We start from the raw sequence: 18439 nt of genomic DNA, 5'->3' as shown, positions 1-18439 counted from the left end.
TCGCTTTGAGAACCAATAGCGTAGCGTGCCGGATGAGTTCGCAGCGTAGGAGAAGGGATAAGGCGCAATCCATTCGGCCGGGGCGGGCCGAAAAGACGGTCAGTCCGCAGCGCCGGTCCGGATTCTTGCCTTGAGTTCCTCTGCCTGTGCCTGGCTTTCGTCGCGCTCGGCAGTGGCTTCGAGCCGCTTTTCGATTTCTTCGCTCAAGGCGGCGTTGACCTCGGCCAGCGTTTCCGCCGACTTGGCCAGCTTTTCCTCCAACTGGCTGGTGTGCTCGATCGCCTGGGCCACGTCGCCCACCTGTACCTCTTCGGGCAGCCCCTGCTCGAGAACCGTGTTCACGACCGCGAGGTTGTCCGATGCCCGCTGCACATCGGCGGCAACCGCTTCGGTCTTCTCCAATGTCTGTTCGAGTGACGTGTCGCCACGCGATGAGTTTTGTTGCTGTCCGGCCATCCGGGCTCCTTTGCAGGCGTGAAAAGTAAGACCTTTGGATGGTACCGCCAGACGACCTCGGTTGGCGGCGCCCGGCGCGTTGCTGGAGTACAACGGCGCCCACAAAAAAGCCCAAGGTGCCTTAGGGGCAACTCGGGCTTTCTTCTCTTGCTGCATGTTCGTGAACGGTTACGAACAATCAATCTCTGGCGGAGCAGGCGGGATTCGAACCCGCGGAGGGCTATTAACCCTCACACGCTTTCCAGGCGTGCGACTTAAACCGCTCATCCACCGCTCCTGAGCCCACGATTGTAGCAGTCGCTCAGGCCGGATTTTGCGGTTTGCCGGCCTGAACCATGCGCATGGCCGACGCGATGAGTGCTGCCGTTTCGCTCATGTTGCTCGGCACGATCAGCGTGGTCTTGGAATCCGCAGCTACCTTGCCGTAGGCATCGACGGCGCGCTCGGCCACCTTGAGCTGCACGGCCTGTTCGCCGCCCGGCTGGCGAATGGCTGCTGCCACGCGCTCGATGGCGTCGGCAGTGGCGGTGGCCACCGCCGTGATGGCGGCCGCCTCGCCCTGGGCGTTGTTGATCTGGGCCTGCTTTTCGCCCTCGGAGCGGGCAATGAAAGCCTCGCGTTCGCCCGTGGCGATGTTGATCTGCTCCTGACGGCGGCCTTCGGAAGCCGCGATGAGCGCGCGCTTGCCGCGCTCGGCGGTGATCTGCGCCTGCATGGCCAGCAGAATTTCCTTGGGCGGGGTCAGGTCCTTGATTTCGTAGCGCAGCACCTTCACGCCCCAGTTGAGCGCCGCCTCGTCGATGGCGGCAACCACTTGCGCATTGATGACGTCGCGCTCCTCGAAGGTCTTGTCCAGCTCGAGCTTGCCGATCACGCTGCGCAGCGACGTTTGTGCCAGCTGCGTCACGGCCACGATGTAGTTGGACGAGCCGTAGCTTGCGCGCATCGGGTCGGTCACCTGGAAGTACAGGATGCCGTCTACCTGCAGCTGGGTGTTGTCCCGCGTGATGCAGATCTGGCTGGGCACGTCGAGCGGAATTTCCTTCAGGCTGTGCTTGTAGGCGACCCGGTCGATGAACGGGATCAGGAAGTTGGGGCCAGGCGTCATGGTGCCGTGGTACTTGCCCAGGCGCTCGCGCACCCATGCGTTCTGCTGCGGCACGAACTTGACCGACTGGCTGATGAAGATGATCGCAATGACCAGGATGATGATGGGAACCGAAAATTCCATGATGTTTCTCCTCTTGAATTCTGTGTTTAGGTCTTTTCGACCACGAGGCGGCTGCCGATGACTTCGACCACGCGGTGCTCTCCGGCCGACGGGACGCGGCCCGCGCGCTGGACCACCGTCCACTGGGCGCCACGATAGCGCACGGTGGCCGTGCCCTCGGGGCTCCATGCCTCCACGTGGATGATTTCGCCGATGTCCATGTTGACGTCGCGATTCGCCTCGGTGGGCGGGGCCGCCGGCCGCCTGCGCTGCACGGCGTACCAGACCAGCACCGCACCCACGCCGACCACGGCCGCCACGACCAGCTGCGTGACCGTGCCCATGCCCAGGTGCGCGGCAATGGCTGCGGCTGCAAAGCCGGTGGCCAGCAGCAACAAGTAGACCGTACCCGAGAGCAATTCGAGCACGATCGCGGCCCCCGCTATCAGCCACCAGATGGTGGAATTCGCCATGTCTTCTCCTCTTTGATGGACGCTCGACATTCTGAGTCAAAAGCTCACGCAATCCTTCATCCGAATTCCGTACACTTCGCGCCTCATTGCCTGTCCGGAGCCCTGCTCATGAAATTTCGCTTCCCCATCGTCATCATCGACGAGGACTTCCGCTCCGAAAACACCTCGGGCCTCGGTATTCGCGCGCTTGCGCAGGCCTTCGAAAGCGAGGGCTTCGAGGTGCTGGGCGTCACGAGCTATGGTGACCTGAGCCAGTTCGCCCAGCAGCAAAGCCGTGCCAGCGCGTTCATCCTGTCGATCGACGACGAGGAATTCACCGTGGGTCCCGACCTGGACCCGGCCGTGCTCAGCCTGCGCAGCTTCATCGGCGAGGTGCGGCGCAAGAACGCCGATGTGCCGATCTATATTTACGGCGAAACCAAGACTTCGCGCCATATTCCGAACGACATCTTGCGCGAGCTGCACGGCTTCATCCACATGTTCGAGGACACGCCGGAGTTCGTGGCGCGCCACATCATCCGCGAGGCCAAGAGCTACCTTGAAGGCGTGCAGCCGCCGTTCTTCAAGGCGCTGATCGACTACGCGGAAGATGGCTCGTACTCGTGGCACTGCCCGGGCCACTCGGGCGGCGTGGCGTTCCTGAAGAGCCCGGTGGGGCAGATGTTCCACCAGTTCTTCGGCGAGAACATGCTGCGCGCCGACGTCTGCAACGCGGTGGAAGAACTCGGTCAGCTGCTCGACCATACCGGCCCGGTGGCGGCCAGCGAGCGCAATGCGGCGCGCATCTTCAACGCCGACCATTGCTTCTTCGTGACCAACGGCACCAGCACCAGCAACAAGATGGTGTGGCACCACACGGTGGCGCCGGACGACGTGGTGGTGGTCGACCGCAACTGCCACAAGTCGATCCTGCACGCGATCATCATGACCGGCGCGATTCCGGTGTTCATGAAGCCCACGCGCAACCACTTCGGCATCATCGGCCCCATTCCGAAGAGCGAGTTCGAGCAGAGCGCGATCAAGGCCAAGATCAAGGCCAACCCGCTGCTGGCCGACGTGGACCCGGACAAGGTCAAGCCGCGCGTGATGACGCTCACCCAGTCGACCTACGACGGCGTGATCTACAACACCGAGACCATCAAGGGCATGCTCGACGGCTACGTCGACACGCTGCACTTCGACGAGGCGTGGCTGCCGCATGCGGCTTTCCACCCGTTCTATGGCGCCTATCACGCCATGGGCAAGCGCCGCGTGCGTCCGAAGGAATCGCTGGTGTTTGCCACGCAGTCGACGCACAAGCTGCTGGCAGGTATCAGCCAGGCCAGCCATGTGCTGGTGCAAGACTCGCAGAACCGCGCGCTCGACCGCGACCTGTTCAACGAGGCTTACCTGATGCACTCGTCGACCAGCCCCCAATACGCAATCATCGCGAGCTGCGACGTGGCCGCCGCCATGATGGAGCCGCCCGGCGGCACCGCGCTGGTGGAAGAAAGCATTCTCGAGGCGCTCGATTTCCGCCGCGCCATGCGCAAGGTGGAGGAGGAGTTCGGCAAGGACGAATGGTGGTTCAAGGTCTGGGGCCCCGAAAAGCTCGTCGACGAAGGCATCGGCCGCGCCGAAGACTGGATCATGACGGGCGAGAAGAACAGCAAGCCGAGCAAGAGCAAGAAGTCGCCGCGCAACTGGCATGGCTTTGGCGAACTGGCCGACGGCTTCAACATGCTCGACCCGATCAAGTCGACCATCGTGACGCCCGGCCTGGACCTCGAGGGCAACTTTGCCGAGACGGGCATTCCCGCGAGCGTGGTGACCAAGTTCCTCGCCGAGCACGGCGTGATCGTGGAAAAGACCGGGCTCTACAGCTTCTTCATCATGTTCACCATCGGCATCACCAAGGGCCGCTGGAACACGCTGCTCACGGCGCTGCAGCAGTTCAAGGACGACTACGCGCGCAATCAGCCGATGTGGCGCATCCTGCCCGAGTTCTGCCAGCAGCATCCCGGCTACGAGCGCCTGGGCCTGCGCGACCTGTGCCAGCACATCCACCAGCTGTACGCGCGCTACGACGTGGCGCGCCTCACGACTGAGATGTACCTGAGCGACCTGACGCCGGCCATGAAGCCCAGCGACGCTTTTGCCCACATTGCGCACCGCAAGACCGAGCGCGTGGAAATCGACGAGCTCGAAGGCCGCATCACCACCAGCCTGATCACGCCGTACCCGCCGGGCATTCCGCTGCTCATCCCGGGCGAAGTGTTCAACAAGAAGATCGTTGACTACCTCAAGTTCTCACGCGAGTTCAACTTGCAGTGCCCGGGCTTCGAGACCGACATCCACGGCTTGGTGGCGCGCATCGACGAAACCGGCAAGAAGCGCTACTACGCGGACTGCGTGGCCGCGTCGAAGAAATAAGAAACGAAGGAAGCACGTGGCGCGCTCAGCGCGCTGCGTTCAAGAGGGCAGGTCGATTCGCACCCGCATGAAGCGGGCAAACCTCGGCAGGCCGCTGGCGTTCATGCCATTGAAGCGGTAGGTCACCCAGCTGCCGACCGCCGGCGGATTGTCGCGCTCGGCGTCGGTCAGGCCGGTGCCAAGCTTGAAGCGCTTGCCTTCGGGCGTTTCGACCAGCAGTGCACCCAGCCGCCCGCTGTGCCTGCCTTTGCCCGGCACGTGGCCCACCACGCGGGCATCGGCGTCTTCATGGGGCTTTACCTTGAGCAGGTCGTTGTTGCGTTCCGCGCGATAGAGCGATCCGCCCCGATGCAGCATGAGGCCTTCGCCGCCCATCTTCACCGTCTTGTCGAGCAGCGCTTGCAGGTCCGCATGCGTGGTGGCCCGCTCTTGCGGCACGGGCACGACCCAAGGGGCGTCGGTGATCGGCAGCAGCTTGCGCAGGGCCGCAAGCCGCGCCGTGAAATCACCTCCCTGGCTCGGCAGGTCGAACACCATGAAGCGCATGCTGTGCCAGGCGCTGTCGTTGGGCGTCTGGCTGCGCACCGTGGAAACGGCGTGCGCAAACTGACCCCGGCCGGCCCACAACTCGCCGTCGAGCGGCTGCTTGGGCAGTGGCGCGGTAAACCAGGCAGGCGCCACCACCGGCTCGCCGCCGCGCGTCCAGAGCCGCTTGCCGTCCCAGTAGCCGCGCACCCCGTCGTACTTTTCGCTGACCCAGTAGTCGGCCAGCGACATGCCGGGGCGATAGACCTCGGCCAGCATCAGCCCCGGAGCAGCGCCGCGCGCCGCGGCGGCACGGGCCGCCAGCGCGCCAAGCCCGGCGAGCAAGAGGGAACGTCGGGTTAGCAAGAAGTCGTTGCCAATCGATGGGGAAATGTTCTGTCGAAGCCGGGAGCCAGCCTTATTCGGCCATTCCCGCCACGACGTTGCTGAAGCCGCCATCCACGTAGGTGATTTCGGCCGTGACGCCGCTGGCCAGGTCGCTCAGCAGAAAGGCGGCCACGTTGCCGACTTCTTCGATCGTCACGTTGCGGCGGATGGGCGAGGCGTCTGCCACGGCCGACAGCATCTTGCCGAAGCCCTTGATGCCGCTGGCCGCCAGCGTCTTGATCGGGCCGGCGCTGATGCCGTTGACCCGCATGCCCTTGGGGCCGAGCGAGGCCGCGGTGTAGCGCACCGAAGCTTCGAGCGAGGCCTTGGCCAGGCCCATGGTGTTGTAGTTGGGCAGCGCGCGCTCGGCACCCAGGTAGGTCAGCGTCAGGAGCGCCGACTTGTCGTTCAGATAGGGCAGGGCTGCCTTGGCCATGGCCGGGAAGCTGTAGGCACTGATGTCGTGCGCAATCTTGAAGCCCTCGCGCGAGAGCCCTTCGAGAAAGTCGCCCGCGATGGCTTCGCGGGGGGCGAAGCCGATGCTGTGCACGAAACCATCGAACTTGGGCCAGGTCTGCGCCAGATCGGCAAAAAGCTTGTCGATCTGCGCGTCGTCGCCCACGTCGCAATCAAAAATCAGCTTGGAGTCGAAATCGGCGGCGAATTCGGTGATACGGTCCTTGAACCGTTCGCCGACATAGCTGAAGGCGAGCTCGGCGCCTTGTTCGTGGCAGGCCTTGGCGATGCCGTAGGCAATGGAGCGATTGCTCAACACGCCGGTGATCAACAGTTTTTTGCCGGAAAGAAAGCCCATGAAGTTGCCTCGTGAAAATCTTGGGCAGAATTCTCGCATGCGGTTTACCTGGGCTTGGTTATTGACGTTGTGCGCGGTTCCCGCATGGGGGGCGCACGGATATGCACTTTGGGACGACCTGAAATACGCGCCCGGCTTCCAGTCGTTTGACTACGTCAACCCCGATGCACCCAAGGGCGGCGAGCTCCGGCTCGTGAGCAACCAGCGCTATTCGACCTTCGACAAGTACAACCCCTTCACCATCAAGGGCGCGCCGCCGGCCTACCTGGACGGCCTGCTGTTCGATTCGCTGCTGACCGGATCGATGGACGAAACCGCCTCGGGCTACGGCCTGCTGGCCGAAGACGTCGCGGTTGCACCGGACCGCCTCAGCGTGACGTTCCGGCTGCGTCCGGAGGCCCGCTTCCACAACGGCATGCCCGTGGAAGCCGCCGATGTGAAGCACAGCTACGACACGCTGATCGGCCCCTTCACCTCGCCCGGATACAAGACCATGCTGCAGGAGGTGGAGGGCGCCGACGTGCTGGACGCTCGCACCATCCGTTTCCGTTTCAAGACGCCGAATCGCGAGCTGCCTTTGATCGTGGGCGGTTTGCCAGTCTTCAGCCGTGCCTGGGGCGTGGAGAACGGCAAGGCCAAGCCCTTCGACCAGGTGGTGATGGACATTCCGATCGGCAGTGGGGCCTACAAGATCGGACCCGTACGCTTTGGCAAGGACATCACCTATGTGCGCGACCCCAATTACTGGGGGCGCAATCTGGCGGTGAACCGCGGCGCGCAGAACTTCGACCGCATCACCATCAAGATCTACAAGGACAACACCGCCCGCCTGGAGGCTCTGAAGGCCGGGGAGTTCGACATGATGAGCTTCTACTCGGCGGGCGACTGGGCGCGCCGCGTCACGGGCAAGCGTTTCGACTCCGGTGAGCTCATCAAGCGGGAGTTTCCGCACAAGAAGCCTTCCGGGTTCCAGAGCTTCGTGCTGAACAGCCGCCGCGACAAGCTGAGCGATCCGCGTGTGCGGGAGGCGCTGGGCCTGGCGCTGGACTATGAGTGGATGAACCGCCAGATGTTCTACAACGGCTATCCACGCGTGAAGGACCTGTTCGGCAACACCGATTGCGAGGCCCAGGGCTTGCCCTCCGCAGAAGAGACGGCGCTGCTCGAGCCCTGGCGAGGCAAGATTCCCGAGGCGAGCTTCGGCCCGATGTATGCCCCGCCCACCACTGAAGGCGCCGGGCAGTCGCTGCGCAACAACCTTCGACGAGCCCGCGACCTGCTGAAAGCCGCCGGCTGGGAATACCGGGACGGCGCACTGCGCAATGCGAAGGGCGAGGCGATGACGCTGGAATACCTGGACAGCAAGGAGGGCGGCGTGCGCACGGTGTCGCCATGGATGCGCAACCTCGAAAAGCTCGGCATCTCGCTGAACTTCGCGCCGGTCGACTTCGCGCTCTACCAGGAGCGTCTCGACCGGTTCGAGTTCGACATCACCACCATCAACTTTCCGGGCACCAACAATCCGGGCCAGCAACTTCTCGAGATCTTCGGCAGCAAGGCCGCCAAGACGGAGAGCTCGGGCAACTACATGGGCGTGTCCACGCCCGCGGTCGACGCGCTGCTGAAGAAAATCGTGGGAGCAGACAGCAAGGTCGAACTGCTGCCCGCGTGCCGCGCACTGGACCGGGTGGTCATGCACAGCCATTACCTGATTCCCCAATGGACGCTGACATCGCACCGGGTCGCCTACGACGACCGGCGGCTGGCGTTCAAGGCGCCGATGCCGCCGTATGCCGGTGCCGAAGCCTGGGTCATGGGGACCTGGTGGGCCAAGCCGCAGAAACAATAGAAGAGAAGGAAACGAACCGTGCTCTCCTATGTGCTCAAACGGCTGCTGCTGTTCATTCCCACGCTGCTGGGCGTCTTGCTGGTCACTTTCCTCGTGATCCAGTTCGTGCCGGGTGGGCCGGTAGAGCAGTACCTGGCTGAGGCAAAAACCGCGGGTGCCGGTGGCGGTGGTGGCGGTTTCGAATCGGGCGGCGGTTCCTACCGGGGCAACCAGGGTGTCGATCCGAAGCGGCTCGAACAGATCAAGGCGCTCTACGGCTTCGACAAGCCGCCGCATGAACGCCTCTGGCAGATGCTCGGCCAGTTTGCGCGCTTCGATCTCGGCGGGAGCTTCTTCCAGAACAAGGATGTGTGGACGCTGATTCTCGAGAAGCTGCCGGTATCGATCAGCCTCGGCTTATGGACGTTTTTCATCAGCTACGGCGTCGCGGTGCCGCTGGGCGTCGCCAAGGCGGTCAGGGCGGGAACGCGCTTCGACCTGATCAGCACGCTCATCGTGCTCATCGGCTATGCCATTCCCGGCTTTGTGCTCGGGGTCGCGCTGCTGGTGGTCTTCGGCGGCCAGCTTCAGTGGTTTCCACTGCGAGGATTGACCTCGTCCAACTGGGATGAGCTGAGTTGGGGCGCCCGCATCGTCGACTACCTCTGGCACATCACGCTGCCCGTCACCGCCATGGTGCTCGGCAGCTTTGCGGTAACGGCCATGCTCACCAAGAACGCTTTTCTCGAAGAAATTCGCAAGCAGTACGTTCTCACCGCCCGCGCCAAGGGGCTGGGTGAGCGGCAGGTGCTGTGGAAGCATGTGTTCCGCAATGCCCTCATCCCGATCATCACGGGCCTGCCATCGGCCTTCATCGGCGCGTTCTTCGCGGGCTCGCTGCTCATTGAGACCCTGTTCTCTCTCGACGGGTTGGGCCTGCTCGGCTATGAGAGCGTGATACGGCGCGACTACCCGGTGGTGCTCGGCACCCTGTATCTTTTCACGCTGATCGGCCTGGTGACCAAGCTGATTTCCGATCTCTGTTATGTCTGGGTGGACCCGCGTGTCAAATTCGACTGAGAGCGCGATGTCCATCGCGGTGCCGGCTGGCCTGAACGCCAACGCCGTGCCGAATACCACCGCGCATGTTTCTCCCGGCCGCCGTGCGTGGATACGCTTCAAGCGCAACCGCCTCGGCTACTGGAGCCTGGTGATATTCACCGCGATGGTGGTGCTGAGCCTGTTTGCCGAAGTGCTGTCGACCGACAAGCCGTTGGTTCTGCGCTATGAGGGCCGCACCTATTTCCCGGTGCTGCGCGACTACTCCGAGAAAACATTCGGCGGCGATTTCGAGACGCCGGCCGACTACCTCGATCCCTTCATTCGCGAGCGCATCACGCAGGGTGGTAACTGGGCGATTTACGCGCCCAATCCTTACGGGCCGAAGACGCTGAACTACTTCGCTAAGGCGCCGAGCCCGGCGGCCCCGACGGGTGACAACTTTTTCGGCACGGACGACCGCGGGCGCGACCTGCTGGCGCAGCTGATCTACGGTTTTCGCGTGAGTGTGCTGTTCGGACTGGCGCTCACCGCCATAGGCACGGTGCTTGGCGTGATCGCGGGTGCCGTGCAGGGTTATTTCGCCGGAAAGGTCGATCTCGCATTCCAGCGTTTCATCGAGATATGGGGCTCGATGCCCGAGCTGTACCTGCTGATCATCTTCAGCGCGATCTTCGCGCCCAGCGTGGCGTTGCTGCTGATCTTGCTGAGCCTTTTCGGATGGATGGGCCTGGCCGACTACGTGCGTGCCGAGTTCCTGCGTAACCGCCAGATGGACTACGTGCGCGCCGCTCGCGCTCTTGGCGTGGGCAACCTGCAGATCATGTGGCGCCACATCCTGCCCAACAGCATGGTGCCGGTCGTCACCTTTCTGCCGTTTCGCATGAGCGCGGCAATCCTGGCGCTGACCTCGCTCGACTTTCTCGGCCTGGGCGTGCCGCCGGGCACGCCGTCGCTCGGCGAGCTGCTGAGCCAGGGCAAGGCCAACATCGATGCCTGGTGGATTTCGCTTTCTACCTTCGGCGTGCTGGTCGTCACGCTGATGCTGCTGACCTTCATGGGCGACGCGCTGCGCGACGCGCTCGATCCGCGGAAGGCCGACAAATGACCGAAATGAATCATCAGCCGCTGCTCGACGTAAAGGACCTGCGCGTCGCCTTTGGCGGCAAGAGCGTGGTCCACGGTGTCGACTTCCGCATTGCCGCCGGCGAAAAGCTCGCGCTTGTCGGTGAATCAGGCTCGGGCAAGACCGTCACGGCCCTGTCGCTGCTGCGGCTGGCTCAGAACGCCGAAGTGACCGGCTCCGCCAAGCTATCTGGCGCGCGGGGCGGTTCGAATGCCCGCGACCTGCTGTCGATTCCGGAGCGGGAGCTGCGCGGCATTCGCGGCAAGGAGATCGCGATGATCTTCCAGGAGCCCATGACGGCGCTCAATGCGCTCTACAGCGTGGGCGACCAGATTGCCGAGGTGCTCGAACTGCACGAAGGGCTTTCCGCGCGGGCGGCGCAGGCGGCTGCCGTCCAGTTGCTTGCCGACACCGGAATTCCCGAGCCCGAGCGGCGGGCGAGGGCGTTTCCGCACCAGCTTTCGGGCGGCCAGCGCCAACGCGCCATGATTGCGATGGCGCTCGCCTGCAAGCCGCGCCTGCTGCTGGCGGACGAGCCCACCACTGCGCTCGACGTGACGGTGCGCGCGCAAATTCTCGACCTGCTTGCCGATCTTCAGCGCAAGCACGGCATGGCCGTGCTGTTGATCACGCACGACCTCAATCTGGTGCGCCGGTTCGCCGACCGGGTTGCGGTGATGGAAAACGGCCACATGGTCGAGCATGGTGCTGTCGCCGCCGTGTTCGAAGCGCCGCAGCATGCCTACACGCGAAAGCTGATCGACAGCCATCCGGAGCGCGACGTTGCCGCGGTGGCCGTGGGCGCCGGTTCACAGCCGGTGCTCGAGGCCACCGGGCTGCGGGTGAGCTATCCGGTGTCCAGGCCCGGCATCGCGGGCTGGTTCCGCAAGGGTGAATTCATCGCGGTGGAGAACGCCGACTTCCGCATCGCCCCAGGCGAGACGCTGGGGGTGGTCGGCGAATCGGGCTCGGGCAAGTCGACGCTGGCGCTGGCGGCGCTCGGCCTGCTGAAGTACCGCGGCGCGTTGAAAGTGGGCGGCAAGGGGTGGGCGGTCGACCGCGCGTCCGACCTGGCCCTGCGCCGGGTCATGCAGGTGGTTTTCCAGGACCCGTTTTCTTCGCTCTCGCCCCGCATGACGGTCGAGCAGATCGTGGGGGAGGGGCTGCGCGTGCACGCACCCGAACTCGACACCGCCCAGCGCCGGGCGCGCGCGCTGGCAGCGCTGACCGACGTGGGTCTGGGCGAGGCGCAGTTTCCATCGCTGCTCGACCGCTATCCGCACGAGTTTTCTGGAGGGCAGCGCCAGCGGCTTGCAATTGCGCGCGCATTGATCGTCGATCCGCAATTGCTGGTGCTCGACGAGCCGACCAGCGCGCTCGACGTCACGATCCAGAAGCAGGTGCTGGGATTGCTCCAGCGCCTCCAGCGCGAGCGGGGCCTGAGTTATTTGCTGATCACGCACGACGTCGAGGTGATCCGCGCCATGGCGCACCAAGTCATCGTGATGAAGGACGGTGCCATCCTCGAAACCGGTCCGGTCGAGCGCGTGCTCGATGCGCCCGAGCACCCCTATACAAAAAAACTGGTGGCCGCGGCGCTGCTGGAATAAACAACGGAACTGAAGAAAATGTCGGGAGTCGGACAAAGCCGGCGCGGTGCCTGGCGCGCGGCGCTGGCCTGCATGGTCACTTTGGCGGTAGCGATGGGGCTGGGGCGCTTCGCCTTCACGCCCATGCTGCCGATCATGCTGCACGAGGGAAAGCTCCAGCTCGAGGCCGGCGGCGTGCTGGCTTCACTCAATTACCTGGGTTACTTTCTTGGCGCAGTCAGTTGCGCGGCCATCGGCTTCAAGGCCAAGACCATGGTGCGCGGCGGCTTGGTCGCTACGGCGGTGCTGTTGATCGGCATGGGCGTGCTCCACAGCTTTACCAGTTGGGGCATCCTGCGCACGGCCGCCGGCGTAATGAGCGCCTGGGTTTTCGTTTTCGCGTCGGGGTGGGGGCTGCGGCGATTGGCCGAAACCAATTCCCCGGCGCTGGCCGGCGTGATCTACACGGGGCCGGGCATCGGCATCGCCATGACCGGCCTGCTCGGCGGCGCATTGGGCCGCTGGGGTTCGGAAGCGGGATGGATCGGTCTGGGCGTGCTCGCGGTGGTGCTGGTGGCGCTGATCTGGCGGATTTTTGATGACGGCGACCTGCCTGCGGCCACCGGTTCCACGGCGCCATCTCCTGCCGCAGCGGGGCCGGCCGCTTCGGCGTCGGCGCGCAGCGACGCGATCTGGCTGGTTGCGCTGTACGGCCTGGCCGGCTTCGGCTACATCATTACCGCCACGTTCCTGCCGGTGATCGCCCGCCAGGCCCTGCCGGGCTCGTCCTGGCCCGACTTCTTCTGGCCGCTGTTCGGGCTGGCCATCATTCCGGGCGCCCTGATCGGTGCGCGCGCGCCCATTCACTGGGACAACCGGTTGCTGCTGGCCGTGGCCTATGCGCTGCAGGCGCTCGGCGTGGTGCTGTCGGTGGCATGGCCGACGATCACGGGCTTTGCGCTGGGGAGCCTGCTGCTCGGCATGCCCTTCACGGCCATCACGCTTTTTGCCATGCGAGATGCCCGCCGCTTGCGGGGCAATGCCGCGGCCGGGCTGATCGGCTACGCCACGGCTTCCTATGGGGTCGGGCAGATCATCGGGCCGCTGTTTGCGGCGCCTTTGGCCCAGCGAACCGGTTCTTTTCAGCTGCCGCTGCTGGTGGCGGCAGCTGCGCTGGCGCTTGGTTCGGTGCTGTTTGCGCTGGTCTGGTCCAGATCCCGGCGCCGACAGGCGTTTTGAGCCGCTCCAGCCACTTCATTTATCACAGGAATAGCATATAATTCGAGGCTCACGACCAAACGGGCGGGTACCAACCGCCCGTTTTTTTTGGTCTATGCATTTTCAATGCGTGGCATCCGTGGCGGGCGGGTGGCGCGTACAAGCATTTCGCACAGGCATTTTTACAAGGCACTTTCGAACACGTGGCATTGCAGCAGATTGTGGAACAAACCGTGGCCGGACTCGGCTACGACCTGGTCGAGATCGAACGCTCGGCCGGGGGATTGCTGCGCGTGACGATTGATTTGCCTTGGACGGCCCCCACATCGGAAGCTGTGGCTGCTGGTATTCCCGAGCCTTTCGTGACCGTCGAAGATTGCGAAAAGGTAACGCGGCAGCTGCAATTTGCGCTCGAGGTCGATGGTGTCGATTACAAGCGGCTCGAGGTTTCCTCGCCGGGTATTGACCGTCCGCTGCGCAATGAGCAGGATTTCGAGCGTTTCGTGGGCGAGGTGGTCGACATCACGCTCAAGGCGCCGATGGGTGCCGCGGCGGCGGGGCAGGTGTCTGCCACCCGCAAGAAGTTTCGCGGCACGCTGGAGCGCGTGGAAGGGGCCAGCGGAGCCCCGGGCTGGCAAATCGTCTGGAGCGATGCGCCCGAGCCCAAGCCGGGTCAAAAAGTGAGCAAGAAGCGCGCGCCTGCAACGTTGCATGCGCTCGGCTTCGTGCTGGACGAGCTGCGCGATGCGCGGCTTGCGCCAATTGTGGATTTCAAGGGCCGCAAGGCCAAAACCCAACCGGGTTTTTCGGATATTGACGACGGAACGAATGTTCCGGACTGACCAGAGGAGTGGTGGCATGAATCGCGAAATGTTGATGTTGGTGGATGCGATCTCGCGCGAGAAGAACGTCGAGCGCGACGTGGTTTTCGGCGCAGTCGAGTCCGCACTGGCGCAGGCCACCAAGAAGCTCCACCAGGGCGACGTGGACATCCGCGTCTCGGTCGATCGCGACAGCGGCGACTATGAAACCTTTCGCCGCTGGCACGTCGTTCCGGACGAGGCCGGCCTGCAGCTGCCCGACCAGGAAATCCTCCTGTTCGAAGCCCGGGAAGAAATGCCCGACATCGAGGTCGACGAATACATCGAGGAAGCGGTTGAATCCGTGCCCATCGGCCGTATCGGCGCCATGGCGGCCAAGCAGGTCATCCTGCAGAAGATCCGCGACGCCGAGCGCGAGATGCTGCTCAACGACTTCATGTCGCGCGGCGACAAGATCTTCGTGGGCACCGTGAAGCGCCTGGACAAGGGCGACATCATCGTGGAGGCCGGCCGCGTCGAAGGGCGCCTGCGCCGCAGCGAGATGATCTCCAAGGAAAACCTGCGCAACGGCGACCGCGTGCGAGCCATGATCATGGAAGTCGACCTGACGCTGCGCGGCGCGCCGATCATCCTGTCGCGCTCGGCGCCCGAGTTCATGATCGAGCTGTTCCGCCAGGAAGTGCCCGAAATCGAACAAGGCCTGCTCGAAATCAAGAGCTGTGCCCGCGACCCGGGTTCGCGCGCCAAGATCGCCGTGCTGTCGCATGACAAGCGTGTCGACCCCATCGGCACCTGCGTCGGCGTTCGCGGCACGCGTGTCAACGCCGTCACCAACGAGCTTGCCGGCGAGCGCGTCGACATCGTGCTGTGGAGCGAAGACCCGGCCCAGTTCGTGATTGGCGCCCTGGCACCGGCCAACGTGTCGTCGATCGTGGTCGACGAGGAAAAGCACGCCATGGACGTGGTGGTCGACGAGGAAAACCTCGCCATCGCCATCGGCCGCGGCGGCCAGAACGTGCGCCTGGCTTCCGACCTCACCGGCTGGAAGATCAACATCATGGACGCCAACGAGTCTGCGCAGAAGCAGGCCGTCGAAACCGATGCCAGCCGCAAGCTCTTCATGGAAAAGCTCGACGTCGACGAGGAAATCGCCGACATCCTGATCTCCGAGGGCTTCAACAGCCTCGAGGAAGTGGCCTATGTGCCGATCTCCGAAATGCTGGAGATCGAAGCTTTCGACGAAGACACCATCAACGAGCTGCGCACGCGCGCCAAGGATGCGCTGTTGACCATGGAAATCGCCAAGGAAGAGGGCGTCGAGACCGTCTCGCAGAATCTGCGCGACCTCGAAGGCCTCGACCCCGAGCTGATTCCCAAGCTGGCCGAGGCGGGTGTGCACACCCGCGACGACCTCGCCGACCTCGCGGTCGATGAACTCACCGAGATCACCGGCCACAGCGCCGATGACGCCAAAGCCCTCATCTTGAAAGCCCGCGAACATTGGTTCGCCGGCCAAGAGTGATGGTCATGGAGGCACGAAACCAATATGTCCAGTACCACTGTCGCCGAGTTCGCGAACGAGCTCAAGAAGACTCCCGAAACCTTGCTTGACCAGCTCAAGAGCGCAGGCGTGCCCAAAGCGGCACCCACCGATGCACTCACCGAGGCTGACAAGCAGCGCCTGCTCGGCTTTCTCAAAGCCAGCCACGGCACCGCCGAGCCCGAGCGCAAGAAGATCACGCTGACGAAGAAGTCGACCAGCGAGATCAAGCAGGCCGACGCTACCGGTCGCGCCCGCACCATCCAGGTCGAAGTGCGCAAGAAGCGCACCTTCATCCAGCGCGACGACGGCCACCCCGCCGTGCCCGAAGCGCAGCCCGTGGCTGAAGCGCCCGCCGCGGCACCCGCCGCACCCCGCATCGACGAGGCCGAACTGGCTCGCCGCGAGGAAGAGGCGCGCCGCCAGGCCGAACTGATCCGCCGCCAGGAAGAAGAGTTGGCCGAGAAGCGCCGCCTGCGCGAAGAAGCCGAAGCCCGCGAACGCGAGCAGGCCGAAAAGGCCGAGCGCGCCGAACAGGCCGAGCAGGAAGCCGCACGCGTCGCCGCCGAGAAAAAGGCTGCTGCCGAAGCCGCTGCCGCGCCCCCGAAGGAAGCGGCCAAGCCGGTGGCCGCACCTGCGGCCGCCGCAGCCGCTGCCGCTGAACAGCAAGCCGCAGACACCAAGCTGGCCGCCCAGACCGCCGCCACGCAAGCCAAGGAAGACGCGAAGGCCAAGGCCGCCGCTGAATCGAAGGCCCGTGCCGACGAGGAAGCCGCCCGCGCCAAGGACCTCGACGAGCGTCGCCGCAAGGCACTCGCCGAAGCCGAAGCCATTCGCGCCATGATGAACGCACCGGCCCGCGTGCTGGTGCCGCACAAGGCGCCCGAGAAGCCGCAGCCCGAAAAGGCCGCGGTCAAGGGCACGCTGCACAAGCCGGCCGCGCCCGCGGCCCGCCCCGGTGCGCCCGCCGCAGCCGGCGCTCCCGCAGCGCCTGGCGCCGCCGGCGCGGGCAAGGAAGTCAAGTCGGCCAAGCTCTCGTCGAGCTGGGCTGGCGATCCTGCCAAGAAGAAAGAGATCAAGACCCGCGGCGATGCCAGCGGTGGTGTCGGCCGCGGCAACTGGCGCGGAGGCCCGCGTGGCCGCCGCGGCAGCAATGACCGTGGAGGCCACGAAGAGCATGTGCAGGCCGCACCGGTCGAGGCGCGCATTCTCGAAGTGCACGTGCCCGAAACCATCACGGTGGCCGAGCTCGCGCACAAGATGGCCGTCAAGGCGCAGGAAGTCATCAAGCAGCTCATGAAGCTGGGCCAGATGGCGACCATCAACCAGTCGCTCGACCAGGACACCGCCATGATCCTTGTGGAGGAAATGGGCCACAACGCGGTTGTTGCCGCGCTGGACGACCCGGAAGCCTTCACCGACGAGGACGTTGGCGCGCAAACCGCCGAAGCCCTGCCGCGCGCACCGGTCGTGACCGTCATGGGCCACGTCGACCACGGCAAGACCTCGCTGCTGGACTACATCCGCCGTGCCAAGGTGGCCGCGGGCGAAGCCGGCGGCATTACCCAGCACATTGGTGCGTACCACGTGCAAACCGAGCGCGGCATGGTGTCGTTCCTCGACACCCCGGGTCACGAGGCTTTCACGGCCATGCGTGCCCGTGGTGCGCAGGCCACCGACATCGTCATCCTGGTAGTGGCGGCCGACGACGGCGTCATGCCGCAGACCAAGGAAGCCATCAAGCACGCGAAAGCCGCTGGTGTGCCGATCGTGGTTGCCATCAACAAGATCGACAAGCCCGACGCCAGCCCGGACCGCGTAAAGCAGGAACTGGTGGCCGAGGAGGTCGTGCCGGAAGAGTACGGCGGCGACGTGCCGTTCGTGCCGGTGTCCGCCAAGACGGGCCAGGGCATCGACGACCTGCTCGAACAGGTGCTGCTGCAAGCCGAAGTGCTGGAACTCAAGGCGCCGGTGGATGCCGCGGCCAAGGGCCTGGTCATCGAAGCGCAGCTCGACAAGGGCCGCGGCCCGGTTGCTACCGTGCTGGTTCAGTCCGGCACGCTCAAGACCGGTGACGTGGTGCTGGCCGGCTCGACCTATGGCCGCGTGCGCGCCATGCTCGACGAAGACGGTCGGACCATCAAGACCGCGGGTCCGTCGATTCCGGTCGAGATCCAGGGCCTGACCGAAGTGCCGCAAGCGGGCGACGAGTTCATGGTGATGAGCGACGAGCGCCGTGCGCGCGAAATCGCGACCTACCGTGCCGGCAAGTTCCGCAACACCAAGCTGGCGAAGGCCCAGGCTGCGAACCTGCAGAACATGTTCACCGACCTTTCGGCCGGCGAAGTGCAGACGCTGCGCATCATCATCAAGGCCGACGTTCAGGGTTCGCAGGAAGCACTGGCCCAATCGCTGCTCAAGCTGGCGAACGAAGAGGTCAAGGTGCAGATCGTGTACGCCGGCGTCGGCGGCATCAGCGAAAGCGACATCAACCTCGCCATCGCCTCCAAGGCCATCGTGATCGGCTTCAACGTGCGTGCCGATGCCGGTGCGCGCAAGCTGGCCGAAGGCAATGGCGTGCAGCTGAACTACTACAGCATCATTTACGACGCTGTGGACGAGATCAAGGTTGCGATGTCGGGCATGCTGGCACCGGAGCGCCGCGAGGAAATCATCGGCTCGGCCGAGATCCGCACGGTGTTCGTGGCCTCGAAGATCGGTACGGTCGCGGGTTCGTACATCACCTCGGGTTCGGTCAACCGCAGCGCGCATTTCCGCCTGCTGCGCGACAACGTGGTGATCTACACCGGCGAAGTCGACTCGATCAAGCGCATGAAGGACGACGTCCGCGAAGTGCGCGAAGGCTTCGAGTGCGGTATCAAGCTCAAGAACTACAACGACATCAAAGAGGGTGATCAGCTCGAGTTCTTTGAAATCAAGGAAATCGCCCGTACGCTGTAACAAGCGTTCGATGCGACCGA

General features: G+C 64.4%; 14 protein-coding genes and 1 tRNA gene. 9 read left to right on the top strand and 6 right to left on the bottom strand.

Annotated elements, in window-relative coordinates:
* Positions 1 to 99: 99 nt before the first annotated feature.
* From V9L21_RS12995 to V9L21_RS12980, 4 genes are all read right to left on the bottom strand, one after another.
* Positions 100 to 612, bottom strand: coding sequence for a hypothetical protein (locus V9L21_RS12995; protein WP_337312422.1), 513 nt, complete (start codon positions 610 to 612; stop codon positions 100 to 102).
* Positions 613 to 642: 30 nt separating this feature from the next.
* Positions 643 to 733: transfer RNA gene (locus V9L21_RS12990), tRNA-Ser, on the bottom strand.
* A gap of 24 nt (positions 734 to 757) precedes the next feature.
* Positions 758 to 1687 (bottom strand): SPFH domain-containing protein, encoded by a 930-nt coding sequence (locus V9L21_RS12985; protein WP_126745910.1) that lies wholly within the window; start codon positions 1685 to 1687, stop codon positions 758 to 760.
* A gap of 26 nt (positions 1688 to 1713) precedes the next feature.
* Positions 1714 to 2139: an NfeD family protein gene (locus V9L21_RS12980; protein ID WP_258506498.1), complete on the bottom strand. Its 426-nt coding sequence runs from the start codon at positions 2137 to 2139 to the stop codon at positions 1714 to 1716.
* A gap of 108 nt (positions 2140 to 2247) precedes the next feature.
* On the opposite strand from V9L21_RS12980, the gene V9L21_RS12975 reads away from it, so the two are divergent.
* A complete protein-coding gene (locus V9L21_RS12975) occupies positions 2248 to 4551 on the top strand; it encodes an arginine/lysine/ornithine decarboxylase (RefSeq protein ID WP_337312419.1) in 2304 nt (767 codons plus the stop codon).
* Positions 4552 to 4590: 39 nt separating this feature from the next.
* Here the strand turns inward: V9L21_RS12975 and V9L21_RS12970 are convergent, their stop codons facing one another.
* Positions 4591 to 5442, bottom strand: coding sequence for a DNA ligase (locus V9L21_RS12970; protein WP_337312417.1), 852 nt, complete (start codon positions 5440 to 5442; stop codon positions 4591 to 4593).
* Between the two features lie 52 nt (positions 5443 to 5494).
* The gene (fabI, locus tag V9L21_RS12965; RefSeq protein ID WP_157613990.1) at positions 5495 to 6277 is read right to left on the bottom strand and encodes an enoyl-ACP reductase FabI; all 783 of its coding nucleotides are present in this window, start codon (positions 6275 to 6277) and stop codon (positions 5495 to 5497) included.
* A 37-nt stretch (positions 6278 to 6314) separates the two neighbouring features.
* Here fabI and V9L21_RS12960 point away from each other — a divergent pair, with 37 nt between their 5' ends.
* The 8 genes from V9L21_RS12960 to infB all read left to right on the top strand — a co-directional run bounded on the left by V9L21_RS12960 (position 6315) and on the right by infB (position 18419).
* Positions 6315 to 8126: an extracellular solute-binding protein gene (locus V9L21_RS12960; protein ID WP_337312414.1), complete on the top strand. Its 1812-nt coding sequence runs from the start codon at positions 6315 to 6317 to the stop codon at positions 8124 to 8126.
* Between the two features lie 18 nt (positions 8127 to 8144).
* Positions 8145 to 9185: a microcin C ABC transporter permease YejB gene (locus tag V9L21_RS12955; RefSeq protein ID WP_337312412.1), complete on the top strand. Its 1041-nt coding sequence runs from the start codon at positions 8145 to 8147 to the stop codon at positions 9183 to 9185.
* A 7-nt stretch (positions 9186 to 9192) separates the two neighbouring features.
* A complete protein-coding gene (locus tag V9L21_RS12950; RefSeq protein ID WP_337312410.1) occupies positions 9193 to 10272 on the top strand; it encodes an ABC transporter permease in 1080 nt (359 codons plus the stop codon).
* Positions 10269 to 11900: an ABC transporter ATP-binding protein gene (locus tag V9L21_RS12945; protein WP_337312408.1), complete on the top strand. Its 1632-nt coding sequence runs from the start codon at positions 10269 to 10271 to the stop codon at positions 11898 to 11900. Before V9L21_RS12950 ends, V9L21_RS12945 begins: the two co-directional genes overlap by 4 nt.
* 18 nt (positions 11901 to 11918) lie before the next feature.
* Positions 11919 to 13118: a YbfB/YjiJ family MFS transporter gene (locus V9L21_RS12940; protein ID WP_337312406.1), complete on the top strand. Its 1200-nt coding sequence runs from the start codon at positions 11919 to 11921 to the stop codon at positions 13116 to 13118.
* A 182-nt stretch (positions 13119 to 13300) separates the two neighbouring features.
* Positions 13301 to 13939 carry a ribosome maturation factor RimP gene (gene rimP / locus V9L21_RS12935; protein ID WP_337312404.1) on the top strand — a complete coding sequence of 213 codons (639 nt, stop codon included), beginning with the start codon at positions 13301 to 13303 and terminating at the stop codon, positions 13937 to 13939.
* 16 nt (positions 13940 to 13955) lie between these two features.
* Positions 13956 to 15440: a transcription termination factor NusA gene (gene nusA / locus V9L21_RS12930; RefSeq protein WP_126745899.1), complete on the top strand. Its 1485-nt coding sequence runs from the start codon at positions 13956 to 13958 to the stop codon at positions 15438 to 15440.
* A 24-nt stretch (positions 15441 to 15464) separates the two neighbouring features.
* Positions 15465 to 18419 carry a translation initiation factor IF-2 gene (infB, locus tag V9L21_RS12925; protein WP_337312402.1) on the top strand — a complete coding sequence of 985 codons (2955 nt, stop codon included), beginning with the start codon at positions 15465 to 15467 and terminating at the stop codon, positions 18417 to 18419.
* Positions 18420 to 18439 lie beyond the last annotated feature (20 nt).

It is taken from the genome of Variovorax sp. CCNWLW235, assembly GCF_037204085.1.
Lineage (GTDB): Bacteria > Pseudomonadota > Gammaproteobacteria > Burkholderiales > Burkholderiaceae_C > Variovorax.
The sequence above is the reverse complement of the archived record's forward strand: the minus strand, read 5'-3'. Positions and strand labels throughout refer to the sequence as shown.

What these genes read in the sequence shown, in the direction of transcription:
- V9L21_RS12995 (WP_337312422.1), bottom strand. Translation starts at nt 612, where the DNA reads ATGCAGCAAGAGAAGAAAGCCCGAGTTGCCCCTAAGGCACCTTGGGCT.
- V9L21_RS12985 (WP_126745910.1), bottom strand. Translation starts at nt 1,687, where the DNA reads ATGGAATTTTCGGTTCCCATCATCATCCTGGTCATTGCGATCATCTTC.
- V9L21_RS12980 (WP_258506498.1), bottom strand. Translation starts at nt 2,139, where the DNA reads ATGGCGAATTCCACCATCTGGTGGCTGATAGCGGGGGCCGCGATCGTG.
- V9L21_RS12975 (WP_337312419.1), top strand. Translation starts at nt 2,248, where the DNA reads ATGAAATTTCGCTTCCCCATCGTCATCATCGACGAGGACTTCCGCTCC.
- fabI (WP_157613990.1), bottom strand. Translation starts at nt 6,277, where the DNA reads ATGGGCTTTCTTTCCGGCAAAAAACTGTTGATCACCGGCGTGTTGAGC.
- V9L21_RS12960 (WP_337312414.1), top strand. Translation starts at nt 6,315, where the DNA reads ATGCGGTTTACCTGGGCTTGGTTATTGACGTTGTGCGCGGTTCCCGCA.
- V9L21_RS12950 (WP_337312410.1), top strand. Translation starts at nt 9,193, where the DNA reads ATGTCCATCGCGGTGCCGGCTGGCCTGAACGCCAACGCCGTGCCGAAT.
- V9L21_RS12945 (WP_337312408.1), top strand. Translation starts at nt 10,269, where the DNA reads ATGACCGAAATGAATCATCAGCCGCTGCTCGACGTAAAGGACCTGCGC.
- V9L21_RS12940 (WP_337312406.1), top strand. Translation starts at nt 11,919, where the DNA reads ATGTCGGGAGTCGGACAAAGCCGGCGCGGTGCCTGGCGCGCGGCGCTG.
- nusA (WP_126745899.1), top strand. Translation starts at nt 13,956, where the DNA reads ATGAATCGCGAAATGTTGATGTTGGTGGATGCGATCTCGCGCGAGAAG.
- infB (WP_337312402.1), top strand. Translation starts at nt 15,465, where the DNA reads ATGTCCAGTACCACTGTCGCCGAGTTCGCGAACGAGCTCAAGAAGACT.